The organism is Mucilaginibacter pocheonensis (genome assembly GCF_031456535.1).
Lineage (GTDB): Bacteria > Bacteroidota > Bacteroidia > Sphingobacteriales > Sphingobacteriaceae > Mucilaginibacter > Mucilaginibacter pocheonensis.
In genome coordinates, this window is sequence record NZ_JAVDUU010000002.1 from 984,198 (window position 1) to 1,006,858 (window position 22,661).

At 42.5% G+C, this 22,661-nt stretch carries 18 protein-coding genes; 13 read left to right on the forward strand and 5 right to left on the reverse strand.

The genetic code is table 11. From position 1 onward, the window contains the following. Positions 1 to 4 precede the first annotated feature (4 nt). The 6 genes from J2W55_RS11190 (at position 5) to J2W55_RS11215 (ending at position 5,573) form a co-directional block, all read left to right on the forward strand. Positions 5 to 1,303, forward strand: coding sequence for a M20/M25/M40 family metallo-hydrolase (locus J2W55_RS11190; RefSeq protein ID WP_310095646.1), 1,299 nt, complete (start codon positions 5 to 7; stop codon positions 1,301 to 1,303). 181 nt (positions 1,304 to 1,484) lie between these two features. Continuing rightward, a complete protein-coding gene (locus J2W55_RS11195) occupies positions 1,485 to 2,015 on the forward strand; it encodes an AAA family ATPase (protein WP_310095648.1) in 531 nt (176 codons plus the stop codon). 174 nt (positions 2,016 to 2,189) lie between these two features. Then, positions 2,190 to 2,768: an RNA polymerase sigma factor gene (locus J2W55_RS11200; RefSeq protein WP_310095650.1), complete on the forward strand. Its 579-nt coding sequence runs from the start codon at positions 2,190 to 2,192 to the stop codon at positions 2,766 to 2,768. Continuing rightward, positions 2,765 to 3,331, forward strand: a complete 567-nt coding sequence (locus J2W55_RS11205) for a hypothetical protein (RefSeq protein ID WP_310095652.1) — start codon at positions 2,765 to 2,767, stop codon at positions 3,329 to 3,331. The genes J2W55_RS11200 and J2W55_RS11205 overlap by 4 nt, the downstream gene beginning before the upstream one ends. Then, entirely contained in the window at positions 3,312 to 4,727 is a 1,416-nt protein-coding gene (locus J2W55_RS11210) for a DUF4097 family beta strand repeat-containing protein (RefSeq protein ID WP_310095654.1), read from the forward strand. Before J2W55_RS11205 ends, J2W55_RS11210 begins: the two co-directional genes overlap by 20 nt. Before the next feature lie 84 nt (positions 4,728 to 4,811). Then, on the forward strand, positions 4,812 to 5,573 hold the full coding sequence (locus J2W55_RS11215; protein ID WP_310095656.1) for a TerC family protein: 762 nt from the start codon (positions 4,812 to 4,814) through the stop codon (positions 5,571 to 5,573). A 289-nt stretch (positions 5,574 to 5,862) separates the two neighbouring features. Here the strand turns inward: J2W55_RS11215 and J2W55_RS11220 are convergent, their stop codons facing one another. The 3 genes from J2W55_RS11220 to carB all read right to left on the reverse strand — a co-directional run bounded on the left by J2W55_RS11220 (position 5,863) and on the right by carB (position 10,878). Continuing rightward, positions 5,863 to 7,050 carry a class I SAM-dependent rRNA methyltransferase gene (locus J2W55_RS11220; RefSeq protein ID WP_310095658.1) on the reverse strand — a complete coding sequence of 396 codons (1,188 nt, stop codon included), beginning with the start codon at positions 7,048 to 7,050 and terminating at the stop codon, positions 5,863 to 5,865. Between the two features lie 221 nt (positions 7,051 to 7,271). Next, a complete protein-coding gene (locus J2W55_RS11225; RefSeq protein WP_310095660.1) occupies positions 7,272 to 7,958 on the reverse strand; it encodes a hypothetical protein in 687 nt (228 codons plus the stop codon). A 103-nt stretch (positions 7,959 to 8,061) separates the two neighbouring features. Further along, positions 8,062 to 10,878 carry a carbamoyl-phosphate synthase large subunit gene (gene carB, locus J2W55_RS11230; protein ID WP_310095662.1) on the reverse strand — a complete coding sequence of 939 codons (2,817 nt, stop codon included), beginning with the start codon at positions 10,876 to 10,878 and terminating at the stop codon, positions 8,062 to 8,064. A gap of 393 nt (positions 10,879 to 11,271) precedes the next feature. Between carB and J2W55_RS11235 the strand changes: the two genes are divergently transcribed. Beyond that, a complete protein-coding gene (locus tag J2W55_RS11235; protein WP_310095664.1) occupies positions 11,272 to 11,799 on the forward strand; it encodes a hypothetical protein in 528 nt (175 codons plus the stop codon). A gap of 35 nt (positions 11,800 to 11,834) precedes the next feature. Here J2W55_RS11235 and panD read toward each other — a convergent pair whose 3' ends face one another. Together panD and panC are read right to left on the reverse strand one after the other, a co-directional pair. After that, complete coding sequence (panD, locus tag J2W55_RS11240) at positions 11,835 to 12,185, reverse strand: aspartate 1-decarboxylase (protein WP_310095666.1); 351 nt, start codon at positions 12,183 to 12,185, stop codon at positions 11,835 to 11,837. Between the two features lie 115 nt (positions 12,186 to 12,300). Next, positions 12,301 to 13,131 carry a pantoate--beta-alanine ligase gene (gene panC, locus J2W55_RS11245; RefSeq protein ID WP_310095668.1) on the reverse strand — a complete coding sequence of 277 codons (831 nt, stop codon included), beginning with the start codon at positions 13,129 to 13,131 and terminating at the stop codon, positions 12,301 to 12,303. A 243-nt stretch (positions 13,132 to 13,374) separates the two neighbouring features. Between panC and J2W55_RS11250 the strand changes: the two genes are divergently transcribed. From J2W55_RS11250 to J2W55_RS11275, 6 genes are all read left to right on the forward strand, one after another. Next, positions 13,375 to 14,199, forward strand: coding sequence for a glycogen/starch synthase (locus J2W55_RS11250; RefSeq protein ID WP_310095670.1), 825 nt, complete (start codon positions 13,375 to 13,377; stop codon positions 14,197 to 14,199). A gap of 15 nt (positions 14,200 to 14,214) precedes the next feature. After that, positions 14,215 to 15,609, forward strand: a complete 1,395-nt coding sequence (locus J2W55_RS11255) for a DUF4270 domain-containing protein (RefSeq protein WP_310095673.1) — start codon at positions 14,215 to 14,217, stop codon at positions 15,607 to 15,609. A 190-nt stretch (positions 15,610 to 15,799) separates the two neighbouring features. Continuing rightward, complete coding sequence (gene glmS / locus J2W55_RS11260) at positions 15,800 to 17,635, forward strand: glutamine--fructose-6-phosphate transaminase (isomerizing) (RefSeq protein ID WP_310095675.1); 1,836 nt, start codon at positions 15,800 to 15,802, stop codon at positions 17,633 to 17,635. A gap of 241 nt (positions 17,636 to 17,876) precedes the next feature. Continuing rightward, on the forward strand, positions 17,877 to 18,812 hold the full coding sequence (locus J2W55_RS11265; protein WP_310095677.1) for a hydrogen peroxide-inducible genes activator: 936 nt from the start codon (positions 17,877 to 17,879) through the stop codon (positions 18,810 to 18,812). Between the two features lie 114 nt (positions 18,813 to 18,926). After that, a complete protein-coding gene (locus tag J2W55_RS11270; protein WP_310095679.1) occupies positions 18,927 to 21,356 on the forward strand; it encodes a TonB-dependent siderophore receptor in 2,430 nt (809 codons plus the stop codon). Between the two features lie 2 nt (positions 21,357 to 21,358). Then, complete coding sequence (locus J2W55_RS11275) at positions 21,359 to 22,519, forward strand: PepSY-associated TM helix domain-containing protein (RefSeq protein ID WP_310095681.1); 1,161 nt, start codon at positions 21,359 to 21,361, stop codon at positions 22,517 to 22,519. Positions 22,520 to 22,661 lie beyond the last annotated feature (142 nt).

The following is a 22,661-nucleotide window of genomic DNA, read 5'->3' on the forward strand; positions in this document are numbered from 1 at the left end:
AATCATGAAAAGATCTTTAACCGCAATTGCCTTATTGGCTGTTTCCATAAGCAGCTTTGGGCAAAACGTGAACAAACTCATAGGGCAGGACGATGTAACGCGTATTATTAAAACCCTTTCGGCCGATGATATGCAGGGGCGGGCAACGTTTACGCCGGGAATTGAAAAGGCCGCTAAATTTATTGAACATGAATATGAAAAAGCGGGCCTGAAACCACTGGCCGGCAACAGTAGCTTTCGTCAGAATTTTAGCATGATACGCTCAACCCCAATAAAAACAACGGTTGCTATAAATGGCACCAGCGTTGGAGCCGACAGTGTTTTTGCATCGGCGGGTGCATCATTTAACTGGTCCAATAATGCCGATGTACAGATAGTGCAGGTGGGGTCCGAAAAAAACTTTATACAGGAATACCTGGCTTATATAAAGAGCGGCAAAAAAATACTGGTGCTGGTTGATCCGGGCTTCCAGGCCATATTTGCACGGGTACGCAAACATGTATTAAATGGCAGCGCGAGTTTTAAAACCGACAACGGACAGCCGGCCGCCGTGTTTGTGCTTGGTAAGTTTAACAATGTAAAGTCGTTTGATGTGAGCTACGAAGGAAAAACCGAAGAACTGCCCCTGTTTAATATCGCGGGTATGATCCCGGGCAAATCAAAACCGGATGAGTATGTTGTTTTTTCGGGCCATTATGACCATTTAGGTATTATAAAGCCTATGGATGGCGATAGCATAGCCAACGGTGCCGATGATGATGCCTCCGGTACCACCGCGGTGATATCTTTAGCTAAATATTATAAAAAACTAAACAACAATGCCCGTAGCCTCATATTTGTAGCATTTACTGCCGAAGAAATTGGCGAATACGGTTCCCAATATTTTGCCACCAGGGTTGATCCTGATAAGGTTGTGGCTATGTTTAATATCGAGATGATTGGCAAAGCCTCTAAGTTTGGTGAAAATTCAGCTTTTATAACGGGTTTTGACCGGTCGGATTTTGGCTCCATACTCCAAAACAACCTGCAGGGAACGGCGTTCAAGTTCCACCCTGATCCGTACCCCGATCAAAACCTTTTTTACCGCAGCGATAATGCCTCGTTAGCGGAAAAAGGTGTGCCGGCGCATACCATATCAACTGATCAGATTGATATTGACAAGCTTTACCACACCGTAAAAGATGAATTCAGCTCGCTTGATGTTAATAATATCACCTCAACTATCAGGGCTATAGCATTAAGCTCGCGCAGTATAGTTGCTGGCAAGGATACGCCAACACGGGTGGCAAAACCAGAAAACTAAAAAAGACCGTTATTGCAGGCTACGAAAGCTCCACCGGCTCTCCCGGAAGGGCTTAAAGTAAAAAGTCTTCTTTATAGGGGGAGATTTAAAGGATGCTTTAATACCTCGCGATGAAGCGGGAACACGTGTTTATTAGAAGCGCAGATCGGATGGGTCAAGTCTTCGCTCATAAAATTTCTCCATGAAACAAATACCCAAAATAGCGGTAGTTGGCCCCGAGTCGACAGGAAAATCAACCCTGGCTGATTATCTGGCCGCTCATTACCATACCATAGCCGTTCCTGAATATGCGCGGGGTTATTGCGAAAAACTAGCGGAACCTTGTACCTGGCAGGATGAGATCAATATGTTTTACGGACAGCTCGCGCTCGAAGCTGAACTATTGCCGCAAGCTAATCAGCTGCTTATTTGCGATACAACTTTTATCACCGTAAAAATATGGAGCGACCAGATGTTTGGCAAAGCGCCGCAGGAGGTGCTTGATGAACTGCCCAAACACCCTTATGATCTTTACCTGCTGTTAAATATCGACCTTCCGTGGCAGGATGACCCCTTACGCAACTTCCCCAACTTGCGTGAACATTTTATGGATGTGTGGCACAAAGAGCTTACCGCATTGCAGGCAAATTATGTTGTAATATCAGGAACCGGCAATGAAAGATATGATAGCGCGGTAAAAGCTGTTGACGATTTTTTAATCCGTATTAAGTAATCGCACCAACCTGCGGGCCACAAATCCCTTTAACATCACAATAAAGGTTCGGCTAAATCAGGGTAATTATTCAAACAAAACTCCTTATAACAGCAATTTCAACAAAAAATTGCGGTCACGATAAATTATTTTTCACACTGGTGCAACGTTGTAAAAAATGGTGCGTCATTTAACGTGAAGCTTGATCAAAATTTGGAAGCCATTTATGTAGATAAGCATTATAACCTGGTGGTTGAATGCAAACAGGGAAGCAAGAAAGCCAGTTACGAATTGTACCGGTTGTATTCTAAAGCGATGCTGAACATTGCCTTTAGGATTGTGGGCAATATTGGCGAAGCTGAAGATGTTTTGCAGGAAGCTTTTCTTGACGCTTTTAACAAGCTGAAGGATTTCAGGCAGGAAACCACTTTTGGGTTATGGCTTAAACAAATAGTGATTAACCGCTCCATAAACATGCTGCGCAAGCGCAAGCTGGAGCTGATAGAACTGGATGGCGATCATTTAGAGAATATACCTGACGAGGAAAGTGCCGACGAGGAGGAGATACAGTACCAGGTGGCTATGATCAAAGAGGGCATGAAACAACTGCCCGATGGTTACCGGGTTGTACTATCGCTTTACCTGCTTGAAGGTTATGATCATGAAGAAATAAGTCAAATATTGAATATATCAGAAAACACTTCAAGAACGCAGTTTTTGAGAGCTAAAAGAAAATTAATGGAAATTTTAAAAAGGAAAGGAACAGAACTATGAGCAAGCGATTTGAAGATTTCATTAAAAATAACAGGGAAGAGTTTGACGAGGTTGAACCATCGGCAGATCTGTGGAGCAAAATAGAGCAAAGCTTGTCGCTTCAGGAGGAACTGCCAAAAAAGCCGGAAACAAAAACTTTTTCTCTTGCTTTCGTGCTTCGGGTCGCGGCATCGGTAATAATAGTGATGGGAATAGGTTTCGGTATTTACCTGCAAAGCCAAAAAGGAACAAAAGGAATTGACCTGGCTGCTATTAATCCCGAATATGCAAAACAGCAATCGCACTATGCATCGCTTGTTGAAACCAAACTTACCGAACTAAGATCAGTTGCCAAGACAGACCCGCAGCTGTATAAGGAATTTAGCGCCGAAATAGCTAAAATGGATTCTACCTATAAAAAGCTCAATAGTGATTTAGCCACCAGCCCTAACCAGGAACGCGTTTTACGTGCAATGATCCGGAACTTGCAAATACAAACCGAGGTGCTTAATCAGCAATTAAGTGTGATAGAACAATTCAATCAAATGAAAAAAGGTCAAACCAATGAAACCAAAAATATTTAAACCATCACTGCTGGCTTTGGCAATCGTATTAGCTATAAGCACAGCCAATTTTGCCCAGGAGGCACCTGCCGCGCCTCCGGCACCTCCGGTCCCGCCCGTTCAGCTCCAGTTAGCCCCGCTGCAAAATTTACCTCCGTTAAAAATGCAATTTCAATTAAAAATGAAGGACATGCAGCTTAAAATGAAGGATATGCAGGTGAAAATGAGCAAAATCAAAATGCCAAAATTCAACTATCAGATGAAAATGAATATCAAGAATTTTGACAAGCAGTTTAAGCTCATGAATAAAAAGATGCTTAAGCTGGACAGCCTGAAAAACTTCACCTATGAGCTTAATGATAGTGTAACAAATTTCGTCTATAACTTCAGCACTGATATTGCACCGCAGATCGCTTATGGATTTAAGGATTTTGATACAAACTTTAGCTACAATTACACCGATAACGATGAAAACGGCGATGATGGGGTTGAAAAAATTAAAAACTACAGCAAAAGTTACCCGGTTGATGGCAACGATGTAATAAACCTTGACAACCGCTTTGGAAAAATAACCGTAAATACCTGGACAAAAAACGAAGTAAAGGTTGATGTACAAATAAAGGTGGGCGCAAACGATGATGACAAAGCACAAAAATTATTAGACAATGTAACCATCAGGGATAGTAAAGACGGGGCTGGTGTTTCATTTAAAACCAACTTTAATACCAATAATAATGACAATGATAACTCCTGGTCGTTATTTGGGGGCAAACATAACAACATTCGTAAAATTGAGGTGAATTACACCGTGTATATGCCTGCCAAAAACCCTTTGAACATCAGCAATAAGTACGGCAGCACCAACCTGCCCGACCTGGAAGGTAAGCTAAACATCAATAACTCCTATGGCAGCCTTGTGGCTAAAGCCTTAAGTAACCCCGGCAACCAGATCACCGTAAAATATGGGAGCGCCACCATCGGCACGCTTAACGGCAGCGACCTGGATGTAGCTTATGGCAGCCTGAACCTTGGTGAATGCAATAAGCTTAATGCTGATATTAGCTATGGTTCTGCAAAAATTGGCCGGATCACTACCTCGGGAAACATCAACGTAAAATTCAGCGGCGCCTTAAATATTGGCGATGTGGATAAAAATGTAAGGAACCTGGCGGTAAACGCCTCTTACTCAAGCGTAAAATTGGGTATCAGCAATGATCAAAATGCCGACTTTGATGTAACCGTGCGGTATGGCAGTTTTAATTATGGCGGCCATGACGTTAATATTACCAGCAAAACTCCTGCCGACGGCGAACGGGGATATAACCCTACTAAAAACTATAAAGGGCATTTGGGCAAGGGCGGCACCGATAAAACCATAACTATTAATACCAGTTATGGCAGCGTAAGCTTTGATTAAAAACTATACATAGCATTAATTTGCCAACCTCTGCCATTTACGGCAGAGGTTTTATTATTTTAGGGCGTTACAAATTTTAACCCTATGGAAATATTTGCAAATGCCGAATCATGGATATCCCTGGTTACACTTACCCTGTTAGAAATAGTTTTGGGGATTGACAATGTGATCTTTATATCTATTTTGGCTGATAAGCTCCCCGCAAAGCAGCAGTCAAAAGGGCGCAGGATTGGCCTGGCTATGGCTATGATAACCCGTGTATTACTGCTGCTGTCTATCAGTTGGGTAATGACGCTTACTGCTCCCCTGTTTAATCTGGGCCATCTTTTTAATGTAACTGATGCCGGCTGGGTCGAAAAATTAGCCATATCCGGCCGTGACCTTATCCTGATCATTGGCGGACTGTTCCTGATATATAAAAGCACTATAGAAATACATCATAAGATTGAAGGCGACGAAGAAAGCGATGAAAATATAAAGCGTCATAGCTTTTGGGGCACCATTATCCAGATCATGCTGCTTGACATTGTTTTCTCGCTCGATTCGGTGATCACCGCGGTGGGCATGGCCAACCACGTAGAGATCATGATACTGGCAGTAGTGATAGCGGTAGGCATTATGATGTGGGCATCAAACGGGGTAGCCTCATTTGTTAATAAGCATCCAACCGTAAAAATGCTGGCACTTTCTTTCTTATTGCTGATCGGTATCTCGCTCCTGGCCGAAGCATTTGAACAACACATCCCCAAGGGTTACATCTATTTTGCCATGGCATTTTCCATACTGGTTGAAATGCTGAATTTAAAAATGAAAGCAAAAAAGGAGAAAGACCCACGGATAAAATAATAAAGACAAAAAAATAAGATAGGCAACTTAAATTCCCTCCCCCCGGGAGGGGCGCGATGGATTGTGCAGTAGCAGGGAGGGGTTTATGCAGTATATCAAGAATAAACCCCTCCCTTCCCCTCCCGAGGGAGGGAATCGCACATTGGCCGGGCCTTAAATCTAAAGCAGCAATTGGCATGACACTCCAGTTATACGTAGGATGCCGAAATAAATTCAGTATGATTTCCAGGGACTAAAAATCTTGTCTCCATGTTTCCAAAGTCCTTACTCCCCAAAGCCCAAGGGCGCTTTAAAATACCCTACAAAGCAGGCCTTTTAAATATTCACCTTCTGGAAACGATGCCCTTATGGGGTGATCTTCGGGCTGATGGAACTGATAGATGAATTGCACCTGTTTACCGGCATCAAGCGCGGCCCAGGCTATTACCTGTTTAAAGGTTTCCATATCCATAGCCCCGGAGCAGGAGTAAGTTGCAAGCAAGCCGCCTTCATTCAGTAAAAGCATACCCAAACGGTTAAGGTCTTTATAAGCCCTGGAAGCGCGGGTTAATGCCGAGCGCGAGGGCGCGTATTTAGGCGGGTCAAGAACAATAACGTCGAACTTTTCGCCCTCCTCCCTGAATTTGCGCAGCTGCACATTCACGTCTGATTTTATGGCTGTATGTTTAGCTGCATCCAGTTTATTAAGCTGGATGTTTTCCAGCAAAGTTTCAATGGCCAGCGCAGAGCTGTCAACACTGGTTACGGAGGCCGCGCCGTTTTTTAAGCTATTCAGCGTAAAACCGCCGGTATAACAAAAGCAGTCGAGCACTTTTTTCCCTTTGGTATATGACGCCAGTACCCGCCGGTTATCACGCTGGTCGCAGTAAAAGCCCGATTTTTGCCCTTCGGTGATATTGATGCCATACACAATGTCATTCTCCAGCACTTCCACAATTTCGGGCGGCGGGTTACCGGCCAGTACCTTATTCTCCGTTGGGGTCATCCCCTCATGCGCGCGCGATGCGGCATCGCTTTTATCTGATATGCTTTGTGGCTTTAATAGCTTTTGAAGTTCATCAATAATTACCGGCATCATCCGCTCCATACCCGAAGTAAGCACCTGAACGGCCAGATGCCCCGCATACTTATCAATAATTAAACCGGGCAGGTAATCAGCCTCGCTAAAAACCAGTCGGCAGGTATTGGTGCCGTTCTCCAGTACATCGGCGCGACTTTTAACTGCGGTGGCCAGTTTATTCCGAAACCAATCATCATTGATAAGGGTGTTTTCGTCCCATTCCAGGAGGCGCAGTGCCACCCTCGATTGATCGTTATAAAAACCATAGGCCATAAAATCGCCCTTTGAGTTAAGCAGGCGTACTACATCGCCGTTAACAGGTTTTCCTTTAACTTTTTCAATAGCCCCCGAAAATACCCAGGGGTGCCTCTGTAGTACGGCTTTCTCTTTACCCTTGTTCAATATAACATCGATCATAACCGCAAAGGTAATAAAAAGGTGAGTGGTGTGTGTGGTGAGTAGTGAGTGTTGAATGGTGAGTGGTTGAGTAGTAAGTGGGGAATGGTGGAGGGGATATGGCGGGAGTGCTCATGCCATAATCGTCATTTACAATTGTTTGGATGCCGGGGGTATAAAAGAAAACCACCTGTTGTATATACAGGTGGTTTTCTTTTATAACTATTATGTGTTGGTGTTACTTAAAACTTAGCATCGCGGGTTAGTACCGATGGCTCCAGATACAGGTCGCTCGTAAAAAGCTCCTTTATCTTTTGAGATATTTCATTGCGGTTAACAGTAGCCGCATCGCGTTTGCATTTGAAATAGTGCTCCCTTGCAACTTTTTCGGCCAAATCGCCAAGTGTTTTCACTTTTAGTTCTTTGCCAAACTTTCCGGCAAGCATTAGTCCGGTAACAGCTGTTATCAATCCCACAAAAGCCATTGCAGGCTGAAAAAAGAAACCCGCCACCGAGGTCGCCAGGATAAATACAAATACACCTACTACGCCTTGTTTGGGCTGTAAAAGGTTAATTTTAAAGCCCATTTCTTTTTCAATCTCAGCAATCACCTGTAAACGGGTATCGCGCGGAAAAATATCAGACAATTTAGTTTGGGGTTTTATGAGTTCTTTAGGAGGCGAAACTGTGGAGTTTATGGCATTGCGTATTTTATAAAATGCGTGTTGCGTGGTACAACTATCGTTATTGGTTTGTTTTACCTTTTCAACAACAATATCGCAAAGCTTGCCGAAGTTTTTTACATCTTTACATGATGTATCGTCTAAACGGATATTAAAGGATCTTTCAATTTTTATAAGAACATCACCCATATCTTCAGGATCAACATTATTCAGGTTGAACGCCTGTGTATTCGAATTAACTCTCAATCTCAACTAACTAAGTTCAACAATAATTAACCTGTAACAGAGTTACAGGTTAATGTTATCCAAGTCATTAAACTACAGTGATAATTTAATGTTTTAATTATTTTTATTTGCTCAGGTACATTGATTTCTCTTTGTACAAATGCCTGAAATAAGGATCCTGCAAGCTTGGTATAAATCGTATGGCTTCGCCGGTTGATTTCATTTCAGGGCCCAGCTCCTTATTCACTTCCGGGAATTTATCATATGAAAAAACCGGCTCTTTTATAGCATAACCATTTAGCTTGCGCTCAATAGTAAAATCTTTTAATTTGTTTGCGCCAAGCATAATTTTGGCTGCTATATTAATGTAAGGTACCTGGTATGCTTTTGCAATAAAGGGCACAGTACGTGACGCCCGCGGATTTGCCTCAATTACATAAACTTTATCGTCTTTTATAGCAAATTGTATGTTCAGCAGCCCGCGTACATTTAATGCCCTGGCTATTTTTATGGTATAATCTTCCATTTGCTGTATCACGTTGGCCGACAGGTCAAAAGGTGGCAATACGGCGTATGAATCGCCGGAGTGGATACCGGCAGGCTCAATATGCTCCATCATACCTATAATATGCACGTCGTCACCATCGCTTATTGAGTCAGACTCAGCCTCGGCGGCCCTGTCCAGGAAATGGTCAATCAGCACACGGTTGCCTGGTAAATTTTTGAGCAGGCTTACAACAGCTTTTTCAAGGTCTTCGTCGTTTATCACAATGCTCATGCCCTGTCCGCCCAATACATAGCTCGGACGTACTAAAACTGGGTAGCCTACATGATGGGCAACCTCAAGTGCTTCTTCAGCGCTTTCGGCTACACCGTATCTTGGGTAAGGGATCTCCAGATCTTTCAGCAAGTCAGAGAAACGGCCGCGATCTTCGGCAATGTCCATATCATTAAATGATGTGCCGATGATCCTGATGCCATGCTCCTGGAGTTTTTCAGCCATTTTAAGGGCGGTTTGTCCGCCAAGCTGAACAATTACACCATGCGGTTTTTCAAGCTCAATGATCTCGCGAACATGTTCCCAATATACCGGCTCAAAGTACAGCTTATCAGCCATGTTAAAGTCGGTTGATACAGTTTCGGGGTTACAGTTAACCATGATGGCTTCAAAACCAGCTTCTTTGGCGGCCAGTAAGCCATGTACGCAGCTGTAATCAAACTCAATACCCTGTCCGATACGGTTAGGGCCCGATCCCAGCACAATTATTTTCTTTTTATCTGACGATATCGATTCGTTTTCGCCTTCATAAGTTGAGTAGTAGTAAGGCGTTTTGGCAGGGAACTCCGCGGCACAGGTATCAACCATTTTATAAACACGGTTAATGCCTAATGTTTTGCGGCGCTGGTATACATCCTCTTCGGTAACGTTGCCCAGTATATAAGCGATCTGGGTATCAGAGAATCCTTTTTGCTTTAAAGTGAAGAAAAACTCTTCAGGTATGTTGGTTAAGGAATAACGACGCAGCTCATTCTCCAGGTTTACCACATCCATGATCTGGTTCAGGAACCAGCGGTCAATTTTAGTGACTTTTCTTACCGACTCAATAGGGACACCTAAACTTAAAGCGTCATAAACGTGGAAAAGCCTGTCCCAGCTTGGGTGTTCCAGACTGTACATGATCTCATCCAGGTTACGGCTCTGACGGCCGTCGGCACCTAAACCTGCACGACCGATCTCTAAACTCTGACAGGCTTTTTGCAGCGCCTCAATAAAGCTGCGGCCAATGCCCATCACTTCGCCTACTGATTTCATTTGCAGGCCCAGCTCACGGTTGGCGCCTTTAAATTTGTCAAAGTTCCAACGGGGTATTTTAACGATCACATAATCAAGTGTCGGCTCAAAATAAGCCGAGGTTGTTTTGGTGATCTGATTTTCAATTTCGTCAAGGTTATAACCAATGGCCAGCTTAGCGGCAATTTTAGCGATAGGGTAACCTGTTGCTTTTGATGCCAGGGCTGATGAACGCGAAACACGTGGGTTAATTTCAATAGCGATGATAGCCTCATCAGCAGGGTTAACGGAAAACTGCACGTTACAGCCACCTGCAAAATTACCAATGGCACGCATCATGCGGATGGCCTGGTTACGCATTTCCTGGTAACAGCGGTCGCTCAGGGTCATGGCCGGAGCCACGGTGATCGAGTCGCCGGTATGGATACCCATTGGGTCAAAGTTTTCAATGGAGCAGATGATAATAACGTTATCATTGCTGTCGCGCAGTAATTCAAGCTCAAACTCTTTCCAGCCAATAACAGCCTGCTCAACCAGTACCTCATGCGTTGGTGATGCCTGCAAACCTTTGCTCAATGCGGCGTCAAAATCTTCTTTTTTGTGTACAAAGCCACCGCCAGAACCGCCTAATGTATAGCTTGGGCGAATAACCAGCGGAAAGCCGATCTCCTGTGCCGCTTCTTTACCTTCTAAAAAGGAGTTGGCAATTTTTGAATTGGCTACACCTACACCAATATCAACCATTAACTGGCGAAAAGCTTCGCGGTTTTCTGTTTTTTCGATGGCAGCCACATCAACGCCAACAACTTTAATATTGTACTTTTCCCAAATACCGCGTTCCTCGGCTTCCTTGCAAAGGTTTAAAGCGGTTTGGCCGCCCATAGTAGGCAGTACGGCGTCAATTTGTTGTTCCGTTAATATCTGCTCAATGCTTTCGCAGGTTAAGGGTAAAAGATACACATGATCGGCAATTACATTATCCGTCATGATGGTAGCAGGATTGCTGTTAATGATGGATACGGAAATGCCTTCATCTTTTAGAGAAAGCGCTGCTTGTGAACCTGCATAATCAAATTCACACGCCTGGCCTATAATAATAGGACCTGAACCAATAATTAAAACGGATTTGATGGAGTTATCTTTGGGCATAGGGCTTTTATTAAATAAAAAGTTCTAAGTCAAAAGTCAAAAGTCGGTTAAGACGATAACGATTTTTCCTATGCGCTGAAAGCGAAAAATCCCGACCTCAGCGTCGGGGTGCAAAGATAGGGTTTTGTTAAACTTTTCGGCCTATTTTTTTATAAAATTTTAGAAACACGTATCTGCCTCTCTTTATGCTGCTTCGGCACGGTCAAAATGCTATTTGAAAACATACAAAAACGCATTTTTAAATATGGTTGAGCTAACCAATTGAAAACTATAACTATTGATTTTAAGAGTTTTTTTCAAAAAACGGCTTTGAGTACTAAGGTTTATTCCGTAACTTACGTTATAAAGCTGTTAAACTTTATCTGTAGTGTAAAGGATAACCACCTAAGTAATATGAAGAAGAAATTTTCATTTATTCTGATAGCAATAACCTTGCTTTTAGGTAGTTGCGCTATGATGCAAACTATTGTAAAATCAACGTTCCCTTATACAGCCAACCTTACAATTCCAGCATCGGCAAGTGTAGGCGAGCCGCATACTGCAATTAGCACGGCTAACAGTTTTGATCAGGATTTTACCAAAGACGGTAACAACGCGGGCAAGATAAGTGAGGTGCGTATCATATCGGCTAAATTAGAATCAAAAGACCCGTCTAATTATAATATAGGTAATATAGTTTCTTTAAGAGTGTATATGGCCAGGGCCGATGGGAGCGATGAGGTGCAGGTGGCTGTGCGTAAGGATATCACGGAAGCTGTGGGTAACAGCATTGTGCTGGATATTGATAACTCGCATTTCCTGGATGAACTGGTAAGGCAGCCAAGTGTACGCATCAGGATGGTTTACCTACTACGTAAAGGCAGTGATGTTGACGTCAACTTAAAAGTAACACTCGGGCTGGGCGCCTATCCGCGTAATTAAAAATTAAATTCCGGAAGAATAATTTGAATGCAGGGTTATCTGATCAGCTTATTATCGGCATCAGGGAATACCAATATAGGTTCATAAGCGCGGGCCTCCTCCGTTTCCATATAGGCATATGACATAATGATCACAATATCACCTACCTGGGCCAAACGGGCAGTAGCGCCATTAAGGCAAACCGTTCCGCTGCCGCGCTCGCCCTTTATAACGTAGGTTTCAAAGCGTGCACCGTTATTATTATTTACAATTTGTACCTTTTCATTGGGAATTATGTTTGCCGCGTCGATCAGGTCTTCATCAATTGTAATACTGCCCACATAATTCAGTTCGGCCTGTGTTACTTTGACCCGGTGAATCTTGGACTTTAATATTTCAATAATCATGATGCAAAGTTAGGAATATTTAGTTGATAAGAATGTGCACATAATGCGCGGTTCATGGTTCATGGCCTTAAGTTTTACAGTTGTATGTAAAATCAATTGGTCATGCTTGGTTAATTTAACCTATCAACATATTATCTATCAGTCTTGTTTTACCCGCGCGGGCAGCAACCAGGGCAACTATGTTTTTGGTATCGGCATTTGCGGTACGGAGGGTTTGGCCATCCACAATTTCAAAATACTCAAGTCCTATGCCCGGCTCGTTATTCACCATCAATTCGGCCTGTTGTTTTATTGCGGGAATGTTACCGGCATCAAAATTATTTTTAACCCAGTTTAACGTTTTGGATAATATAAGCGCATGCTCACGGTCATAAGCGGTTAAGTGAATATTTCTTGAGCTCATGGCCAACCCATCATTTTCGCGCTGAATAGGGCACATCACCAGCTTAACGGGCATGTGCAGCAATTCAACCATTTTACTGATCACTAAAAACTGCTGGTAGTCCTTTTGGCCAAAAAAGGCCAAATCGGGTTTAACAATGTTAAACAGCTTGTACACCACCTGGGTAACTCCCTGGTAATGCCCGGGCCTAAACTTGCCTTCAAGCAAATGCTCCAGTTCGCCTATATCTAAATGCCATTTCTCATTATCATCATATATTTCAGTAACCGGCGGATTAAACAGAATATCGCACCCGGCCTGTTCAAGTAAACTGATATCGGAGGCTATTGGCCTGGGGTATTTTTCAAGGTCTTTGGGGTCATTAAATTGGGTAGGATTAACAAAAATGCTGCAAATTACTTCGGAGCTAATTTGCTGTGCCTGTTCAATTAACGATAAATGTCCCGGATGCAAGGCGCCCATTGTGGGGACAAAGCCTGTTATTTTCCCGTCTTTTTGGGCAAAATATTGAGCTATTTCTTTTTTGGTGGTAAATATCTTCATTAAATATGGTTTGCCTTTTCAATAGGAATGAAGCTATGGTATGGCCTTTAATTTGATTTTTTTATGAGCTGCTACCCGTAATGGTTCCAGTATAAATTGGGTTTAAAATTTTGGCAAAGGTGTGCATTTGCTCAAAAAATACCAAAAGTTACTTGCATAATTCGTTGACAGTTCATATAATAATGCTTATATTTGCAGACTCAAATTTTTTGACTTCTTTACATTTTTAATACTGATTAAGTGATGGGTAAATCTAAGCTTTTGTTTATAACTCATGAAATGTCTCCCTTTCTCGAACTCACAAAAATTGCTGAAATAACACGCCAACTTCCGCAGGCAATGCAGGAGAAGGGTTACGAGATCCGTATCCTTATGCCGCGTTTTGGCAATATCAATGAGCGCAGAAACAGACTTCATGAAGTGATCCGTTTATCGGGTATGAATATCATTATCAATGACAATGATAACCCGCTGATCATCAAAGTAGCATCGATCCCGGCGGCACGTATGCAGGTGTATTTTTTAGATAACGAAGAATATTTTCAACGCAAGCATGTGTTTGGCGACAAAGACGGCAAGTTTTACGCCGATAATGATGAAAGAATGATCTTCTTTTGTAAAGGTGCGCTGGAAACTGTGAAAAAATTAGGATGGGCTCCGGATATTATCCATTGCCACGGCTGGATGAGCTCGTTAGTGCCTGCTTATTTGAAAACTACGTATAAAGACGATCCGACATTTAAAAATTCAAAGATCATTTACTCCATCTATGAAAATGATTTTAAAGAAAAAATGAGTGTGGATTTTACTCAAAAAGCGGTTATGAGCAACATGACCGAACAGCACGTTGATATTTACAAAGAAGGTACCAATTCTGCATTGTATGCAGGTGCCATCCAATACTCTGACGGTATTGTTTTAGGCAGCGAGCATATTGATTCAGATGTGTTAAATAATGTTAAAAACAGCAATAAATCGGTTTTAGAATTTGATTCTACCGCAGATTTCGAAAATTATTACAATTTTTACGACGAAATTACCAACGACGAATTGGTGCATGTTGCATAATCTTTAATATTATATATGAAATTTTTAAGATTAGACTTATTGACACTGTTAATAAGTCTTTTTATTTTTAACAGTTGTAAACGACAAGACGGGATAGGCTTAGGTGTTGATCCATCAAACGAGATCAACGGGACGCTGGTTGTTGACTCCAATGTTATTGTTAATACCAGGCCTGAAGACCCTGTAGTAACATCTGCACTTACAAAAACACCTCTTGGCAACTTTACTGATCCTGAGTTTGGCACAACCAGTGCCAGTGTGGCGCTTGCCCTTACACTACCAAACAATGCCGCTTACACCGTGCCTGCAGGTACATTAACTATTGATTCGGCTGTACTTGTATTGCAGTATGCTGATGGTTTTTATGGCGACTCGATTGCTACACGCTATACAGCGAATGTTTATCAGATGCAGGAAAAGGTTAATAGCCAAACTTATTATAACACCAAGCACTGGCAGGCCGATTTAGGCAATGCATTAGGTACAAAAACATTTACGGCCCGTACTCATGACAGTTTAACTATTGCCAGGATCAGGGCTGATACAGTGGATACCGTACAGAAAGTGGCTCCTCAATTGCGCATTCCGTTCAGCAAGTCGTTTATTTATAATAACCTGTTCAATGCCAATGGCTCACAATTGGCATCAGTATTGCTTTTTCAGAACGCCATAAAGGGGTTATACGTTAAGTTGGATAAAACCCAGGCTTCAAGCGCCGGAGGTATTTTGCAACTGGCGCTCGCATCGTCTAAGTTAGATGTTTTTTATAAAGCTGTAAATGGTGCAACCATTGATACCGCCACCGTGTCATTGCCATTTAGTTCGTATAGTGCCGAAATAACGCATGTCTATTCGACCGCTATACAGGCATCTTTAAATGATTCTACCAATTCGCAGAATACTTTTTACCTGCAGGGATTGTCAGGTTTAAGGGCAAAGGTGAGTTTTCCGGGCCTGGATAAATTTAATGCTGATTCCATTGTGTTAAACAGGGCCGAACTGGTGATAACACCGCAGCCAGGTTCTGGCATACCTTATGCGCCATTGCCCAAGTTAACCATGTATCAGTTAGATATTGCCCATCAGCGTACTTATATTCAGGATGCTTCGACAGCCGACGGACGAGCCCAGCCATCAATTTTTGGCGGAGGTTATAATAAAACCAAAAAGGAATATCACTTTTTAGTAACATCATACATCCAGGATCTTATACGTAAAAAAACTATTGATTACGGAACCTATGTAGCTCCGATTGATACTACCGAATTGGTTACATCAAATGGTTCTGTTACGGGTACCAGTATTAGACCCAGCGCGCAAACTGCCGCCCGTACCATTGCTGTTGGTAGTGATAAAAGTTCGCCTTATCACATCAAATTAAATATCATTTATACCCGTATACGTAAGTAAAAGAATTCTAATATTAGATAAAAGAATCCCCGTCAAGGGGATTTTTTATTTAAGCTATTTATACTTCTTAAAATTTGTTTTTAAGTGCGATAAAAACTTACCTCTTTTCTCAAAAAATCAAAATAATTAGCTGTGATTTATGTTATATAGCTAATTATTTTTGCTCCATTTGCATTTTATATATTTTAATATGTGCGGAATTGTAGGTTATATAGGTTACCGGGATGCTTATCCCATAGTTGTAAAAGGGCTTCATCGTTTAGAGTATCGCGGCTATGACAGTGCAGGTATAGCTTTGTTAGATAAGGAGCTCAGGGTTTATAAAAAAGCTGGCAAGGTTGATGATCTTGAAGCATTTGTAAAAGGGGTTGACCTTAAAGGATCATTAGGCATGGGCCATACCCGATGGGCAACCCATGGCGAGCCAAGCGACAGAAATTCTCATCCTCATTCTTCGGGTAACCGTAAGTTAACTATCATACATAACGGTATTATTGAAAACTACGGTATTATTAAAGAAACGCTGCTGGCTAAAGGTCATGTTTTTAAAAGCGACACCGATACGGAGGTATTAATTCATTTGATAGAGGATATGCAGCAGCAAGGCGGGCTTGATTTGCGCGATGCGGTGCGTGTGGCTCTAAATAAGGTAATAGGGGCTTATGCTATTGTGATCATGAGCGAGGATGAACCCGATCTGTTAATAGCAGCCCGTAAAGGTAGCCCGATGGTAATTGGTGTAGGTAAGGGCGAATATTTTATAGCCTCTGACGCCACACCCATTGTGGAGTATACCAAGAATGTGATCTATTTGAACGATAATGAAATAGCCTACGTTCATCGTGATAACCTATTGATCAAAAACATTGACAACTCGGTTCAAACCCCTTATGTACATGAGCTTGACCTGAAGCTGGAGATGCTTGAAAAAGGCGGCTATGACCACTTTATGCTTAAAGAGATATATGAGCAGCCCCGCTCTATACGTGATTGTTTGCGTGGTCGTATTTATCCGCAGCAGGGCAAGGTGCAGCTGGGTGGAATAAAAGAATATACTGAAAAGTTAAAAAATGTCGACCGCATCATCATTATTGCCTGCGGTACCTCATGGCATGCAGGTTTGGTTGGCGAATATTTGATAGAGGAATATGCCCGCGTGCCGGTTGAGGTAGAGTACGCTTCGGAGTTCAGATACCGCAATCCCATTATTACCGAGAAAGACCTCGTGATAGCCATCTCACAGTCGGGCGAGACTGCCGATACCATGGCTGCCATTGAGCTGGCCAAGGAAAAAGGGGCCACCATTTTTGGCGTTTGTAACGTAGTGGGGGCATCTATACCGCGTACTACTCATGCTGGTGTATATACTCATGCCGGTCCTGAAATTGGCGTGGCATCAACAAAGGCGTTTACGGCTCAGGTGAGCGTGTTAACACTTATTGCTTTTTACATAGCGCAGCAGCGCGGTAAAATAACACAAAGCAAGCTGGTAGAATATTTGACAGAGTTGAATGAGATACCTCAGTTGGTGGAGCAGGCCTTAAGATCAAATGAGCATGTTAAAGCCATTGCTGCTAAGTTTAAGGATTCAACCAATTGCCTTTTCCTGGGTAGGGGCAGTTCATTTCCTGTGGCTTTGGAAGGTGCTTTAAAGCTTAAGGAAATATCTTATATACATGCCGAGGGTTATCCCGCAGCCGAAATGAAACATGGCCCTATCGCCCTGATAGATGACGAAATGCCCGTGGTGTTTATAGCAACCCAGCATTCATCGTACGAAAAGGTGATCAGCAACATACAGGAAGTAAAGGCCCGTAAAGGCCACGTGATTGCTATTGTAACCGAAGGGGATACCGAGGTGAAAAACATGGCCGACTATGTAATTGAGATCCCCCAAACCAATGAGGCATTTGTTCCGCTTGTTGCAACTATACCACTGCAGCTATTGGCTTACCATATTGCGGTTATGCGTGGCTGCAACGTTGATCAGCCGCGTAACCTGGCCAAATCAGTTACGGTAGAGTAGTGAGTGGTGAGTGGTGAGTGGTGAGTTTGCAATAAAAGGGTTCAAGATAAGTATCTTGAACCCTTTTATTGCTTGTAAGTTTGAATTACCTGAATACTGATTTCGACGTTGTTTTGGTTTTATTGCGGTGGGGCTAAGCCTCCTGACAATACCGCTGCCTAAAATTAAAATAATATTTGCCAGCGTTATTTATTCAATAGAAAAAATCAATAATTGTTATATTTGGATAGAATTTATCTATATGACAATAACGCAGCTTGAATATATTGTAGCAGTTGATACTTACCGGAGTTTTGTATTAGCGGCCGAAAAATGCTTTGTTACACAGCCAACCTTGAGTATGCAGGTGCAAAAGCTGGAAGATACATTGGGGGTGAAGATTTTTGATCGGAGCAAGCAGCCGGTAACACCTACAGAAATAGGTATTGAAATAATTTCACAGGCGCGCATCCTGCTATCAGAAAGTGAAAAGATAAAAGAGATCATTACCGACAGGCAAAAGGAACTGTCGGGCGAATTGCGGGTTGGCATCATACCTACCGTTTCCCCATATATTTTACCTAAGATTATACGTGGGTTTATTGAAAAGTATCCGCAGGTTAAACTAATTGTTTGGGAACAAACTACCGAAGAGATCATACAACAATTAAAGCTGGGGGTAATTGATTGTGGTATCTTATCAACTCCATTGCATGAAAGTTCCCTTACCGAGATACCGGTTTTTTATGAAAACTTTGTAGCCTATGTATCCAAGAACAGCAAACTTTCAAAAAAGAAAAATATCGTTCCTGAAGACATCGATATGGAAGAAATATGGATACTTAATGAGGGACACTGCATGCGCGAGCAGGTTTTAAACATTTGCCAGCGCCGTAAATCAACCAAAGGGTTCCTGCATTTTGAATATAACACCGGAAGTGTAGAAACCTTAAAACGCATGGTTGACCAAAACAATGGCGCTACCGTACTACCCGAACTGGCGCTGGCCGAGTTGAGCGATAAACAATTGGATAAGGTGCGTTATTTTAAATCGCCCGAGCCTGCCCGGGAAGTAAGCATTGTTATACAACGAAACTTTTTAAAACGGCGTATGATAGAGGCCTTGAAAAACGAGATACTTGAATTTGTTCCTAAGCGAATGAAAAGTAAAAAGAAAAAAGAGGTAATCGACATTTAACCGCCTAAAGGGGTTTAGTCATTTATTATATTATTTATAATTATTCTAAATAATTTGGATTGTAATAGTATGTAACTTATTTTTGAGCCATTATTTATAATTAGTCTAAATAAAATGGCAAAAAACCAATACTCTTTTCACAAAATACTCTCTCTTTCCATTTTTTCAATCCTATTGCTGCTCCATTCAACAATAGTAACGGCGCAACAAACTAAAGGAACCATTAAAGGCCATATTAAAATTCAGAATGACGGGCCTGCCGAAAATGTTTCAGTTACATTAAAAGGCACAAAATATGGAACCATTACTAATGAAAACGGCGATTTTACCTTAAGGGTACCTCAGGGAAGGTACACAATTGTTATCAGCCATGTTAGTCAAAAGGCACAGGAAGCACAGGTTGAAGTAATGGCAGGCCACCCGGCTATAGCTAATTTCGTGCTGGCCGAAAATGCTAATCAGTTAAACGAGGTTGCTATATCAGGTAAAAGACAAAAATATAAAACAGATCTCCCTTCAAACAGCTTGCGGTTGGATGAGCCTTTATTACAGATCCCACAGAATATTCAGGTAGTTACATCACAGGTATTGGCCGATCAGCAGGTGATCAGTATGAGCGATGGTTTGATACGTAACGTGAGCGGTGCAGTAAGACTGGAGCATTGGGGCGATATGTATACCAATATTACCATGCGCGGTTCGCAGATACAAGCATTCAGGAACGGTTTTAATGTAGTGAGTTCCTATTGGGGCCCGCTTACCGAAGACATGAGCTTTGTTGATCATATTGAATTTGTAAAGGGTCCGGCAGGCTTTATGTTGTCTAACGGCGACCCAAGCGGATTATACAATGTGGTTACTAAAAAGCCTACCGGCCAAACAAAGGGCGAAGTTAGCTTTACCACCGGTAGTTTTAATTTGAACCGCGCAACGCTTGATCTCGACGGGAAGCTGAGCAAGGACGGAAAACTGCTGTATCGCCTAAACCTGTCTGCACAAAACAAAGGCTCATTCCGCGCTAATGAGTTTAATGACCGGTATGTCATTGCACCTGTAATTTCTTACCAAATTGACGATAAAACCAAGCTGACGGCCGAGTATGTTTATCAGCGCGCGCATATGTCTGATGTTGGTTCATATTATGTATTCAGTCCTAAAGGCTACGCGGTGCTTCCGCGTAACTTTACCCAGTTACCGGCAGGTCTGCCTCCAACCAATATTAACGATCATAGCTTTAGCTTAAACCTGCAGCACCAGTTAGCCGATAACTGGAAACTGACCGCGCAGGCGGCCCGGTACAACTCTTCGCAACTGGGCACCTCCATGTGGGCCGACACCGTATTTGCCGACGGCAGATATGTGCGCAACGCGGGTATATGGGAAGCAAAAAGCACCATGTCATTAGCCCAGGTATTTTTAAATGGCAAGGTAACTACAGGCAGCATAGTACATAAAATTTTAGGAGGTATTGATATGGCAAACAAAAACTATGTTGCCGATTATGCCCAAACAAAATCACTTGATACCAAAGCAACACCTTTTGATCCTTATCAGGAAGGCATCCCAACGTTAAACAATCCTGCAAATGGTTACCCTACGTTTGACCGCACCTTAAATTTAGAGGCGCGTGCAGCGGCAGGATCTGGTTTAATCAACTCCCGCTATTCAAGCTTATATGTGCAAGACGAACTCGGCTTTTTTGATAACAGAGTTAGATTAACATTGGCGGGCCGTTATACCTCAATACAAATGTCGGACTTTAACACTCCGGAAGAAGCTAAGCATTTTACCCCGCGTGTTGGTCTGAGCGTATCCATAGATGATCAAACTTCGGTGTATGGTTTGCGCGATCAGACATTTTTACCACAGGCGGGCAAGGTTAGTGTTGGTAAATTACAGCCATTAACAGGTACCAACACCGAGTTTGGTATTAAAAAAGATTGGGCCAATGGTCAATGGAATACCACACTGTCAGTATACCGCATCTTGAGAAATAACGAGTTAACCGCCGACCCCAATGCCGCTCCTAACTCAGGTTTAAGTATCATATTCGGTCAAAAAAAATCTCAGGGCCTGGAGTTTGACCTGCGTGGGGAGGTGTTGCCCGGCCTGGCCCTGACCGCAAATTACGCATACACCGATTCAAAAGTTAGCAAGGTAAATCCCGAACTTGCCGCGTCTCCGGATAATACTATTAAAGTAGGCGACATAGTTCCCGGTTACTCAAAACACGTTGCTAACGCCTGGTTAAGCTATAAATTAAGCAGCGGCGGACTAAAAGGTACCGGCATCTCTTTGGGCGGAACTTATCTGGCCGGCCGGCAGACAGATACCTGGAGCGTTGGCCTGGAAAAGTTGCCCAACTATTTTAAAATGGATGCCGGCCTATTTTGGGAAGGTGCTAAAATGCGTATTACCGGCAATGTCTTTAATGTGCTTGACAAATATACCTACAGCGGTTCCTACTATTCGTACCTGAACGCTTATTACTGGCAGGCAGATGCACCACGCAATTACCGTTTGAGTATTGCTTACCGATTTTAATAATGACGCCTTTTAAAAAGATCATATTGTTCTGTCACCGCTGGCTTGGGTTTATATCCGGGCTGGTGGTGTTTATTGTAAGTATAACCGGTTGTATCTTTTGTTTTCAGGACGAGATACAGGATGCTTTGCATAGCTATCGTAAAGTGGAGGTTCAATACAAACCTTATGTTGATCCGTCAATTTTAAAAGCCGAGGCGCTTAAGGACCGGGCCGGGGCAACAGCCAGCTATATGTATTATTACGGTATTGACCGCCCTGCAGGTGTACTTGTCAATTTGCCTAAAAACCAAATGTTGTATGTGTATTTAAACCCTTACACCGGCAAAATAATCCATACGGAAAACCCTGCAAAAAACTTTTTTATTATTGTTGAATTCATACACCTTTACCTTTTATTGCCTGCCAGGGTTGGCAGTTTGGTGGTTGGCATATCGGTGATCATATTTATGGTGATCATGATAACAGGCCTTATACTCTGGTGGCCCAAACGTAAAAGCGACCGCAAACGCAGCTTTAATATTAAGTGGAATGGTCGTTGGCGCAGGGTAAATTATGATTTGCACAATGTATTGGGGTTTTATGCTACTTCTATCGCCCTGATATTATCCATTACGGGCTTATCTATGGTGTTCGAATCGGTGAGGGAAGGTATATACACAACCGCTAACCTGGGCAAGGCATACCCTTCGGAAAAAGTTATACCCAAATCCGATTCACTTTTAAAAGCAAAGGTGAACAGCAAATTTGTTATTGATAAAGCTTTTGCATCCGCACAGACCCGTTCGTCAAAGGCCGAGATGTTTTTGATCTTTGATGATGCCTCGACCTCAGGTACTATTGGTATAACCGCTTTTGCGCAAAGCCTGCACTATTACAAAAGCGATGAATATGTTTTTGAAAAATACACCGGTAAACTGCTCAAGCAAACCCCGCATACTCAAAAAAGCCCCGGCTTAAAAATGAACGACATGAATTACGACTTGCATGTTGGGCAGATTGGGGGATTAACCACTAAGATCATCGCGTTTTTAGCAAGTCTTATTTGCGCCTCATTACCCATAACCGGTTTTATTATCTGGTGGGGCAAACGTAAAAAATCCAAATCAAAAAAGGTAAAAGCGGTTGTGCACCGGCGCGTACATAAACAGCATTTGGCATAGTATTTATAATAATGTCATGCCGAATTTATTTCGGCATCCCACAGGATAAGCTCACCAGTCCGGCAAAACCTCTCAGCAAATGAGATCCCGAAACAAGTCAGGATGACCGGGGGCTCTTTTTATAATAAAGTGATGCTGAACT

Bases quoted from the DNA above. Each gene is read 5' to 3' on its own strand.
- J2W55_RS11270 (WP_310095679.1), top strand. From the start codon at position 18,927: ATGGCAAAAAACCAATACTCTTTTCACAAAATACTCTCTCTTTCCATT.
- J2W55_RS11250 (WP_310095670.1), top strand. From the start codon at position 13,375: ATGGGTAAATCTAAGCTTTTGTTTATAACTCATGAAATGTCTCCCTTT.
- panC (WP_310095668.1), bottom strand. From the start codon at position 13,131: ATGAAGATATTTACCACCAAAAAAGAAATAGCTCAATATTTTGCCCAA.
- J2W55_RS11220 (WP_310095658.1), bottom strand. From the start codon at position 7,050: ATGATCGATGTTATATTGAACAAGGGTAAAGAGAAAGCCGTACTACAG.
- J2W55_RS11205 (WP_310095652.1), top strand. From the start codon at position 2,765: ATGAGCAAGCGATTTGAAGATTTCATTAAAAATAACAGGGAAGAGTTT.
- J2W55_RS11265 (WP_310095677.1), top strand. From the start codon at position 17,877: ATGACAATAACGCAGCTTGAATATATTGTAGCAGTTGATACTTACCGG.
- J2W55_RS11235 (WP_310095664.1), top strand. From the start codon at position 11,272: ATGAAGAAGAAATTTTCATTTATTCTGATAGCAATAACCTTGCTTTTA.
- J2W55_RS11195 (WP_310095648.1), top strand. From the start codon at position 1,485: ATGAAACAAATACCCAAAATAGCGGTAGTTGGCCCCGAGTCGACAGGA.
- J2W55_RS11210 (WP_310095654.1), top strand. From the start codon at position 3,312: ATGAAACCAAAAATATTTAAACCATCACTGCTGGCTTTGGCAATCGTA.
- J2W55_RS11255 (WP_310095673.1), top strand. From the start codon at position 14,215: ATGAAATTTTTAAGATTAGACTTATTGACACTGTTAATAAGTCTTTTT.
- carB (WP_310095662.1), bottom strand. From the start codon at position 10,878: ATGCCCAAAGATAACTCCATCAAATCCGTTTTAATTATTGGTTCAGGT.
- J2W55_RS11275 (WP_310095681.1), top strand. From the start codon at position 21,359: ATGACGCCTTTTAAAAAGATCATATTGTTCTGTCACCGCTGGCTTGGG.
- glmS (WP_310095675.1), top strand. From the start codon at position 15,800: ATGTGCGGAATTGTAGGTTATATAGGTTACCGGGATGCTTATCCCATA.
- panD (WP_310095666.1), bottom strand. From the start codon at position 12,185: ATGATTATTGAAATATTAAAGTCCAAGATTCACCGGGTCAAAGTAACA.
- J2W55_RS11215 (WP_310095656.1), top strand. From the start codon at position 4,812: ATGGAAATATTTGCAAATGCCGAATCATGGATATCCCTGGTTACACTT.
- J2W55_RS11190 (WP_310095646.1), top strand. From the start codon at position 5: ATGAAAAGATCTTTAACCGCAATTGCCTTATTGGCTGTTTCCATAAGC.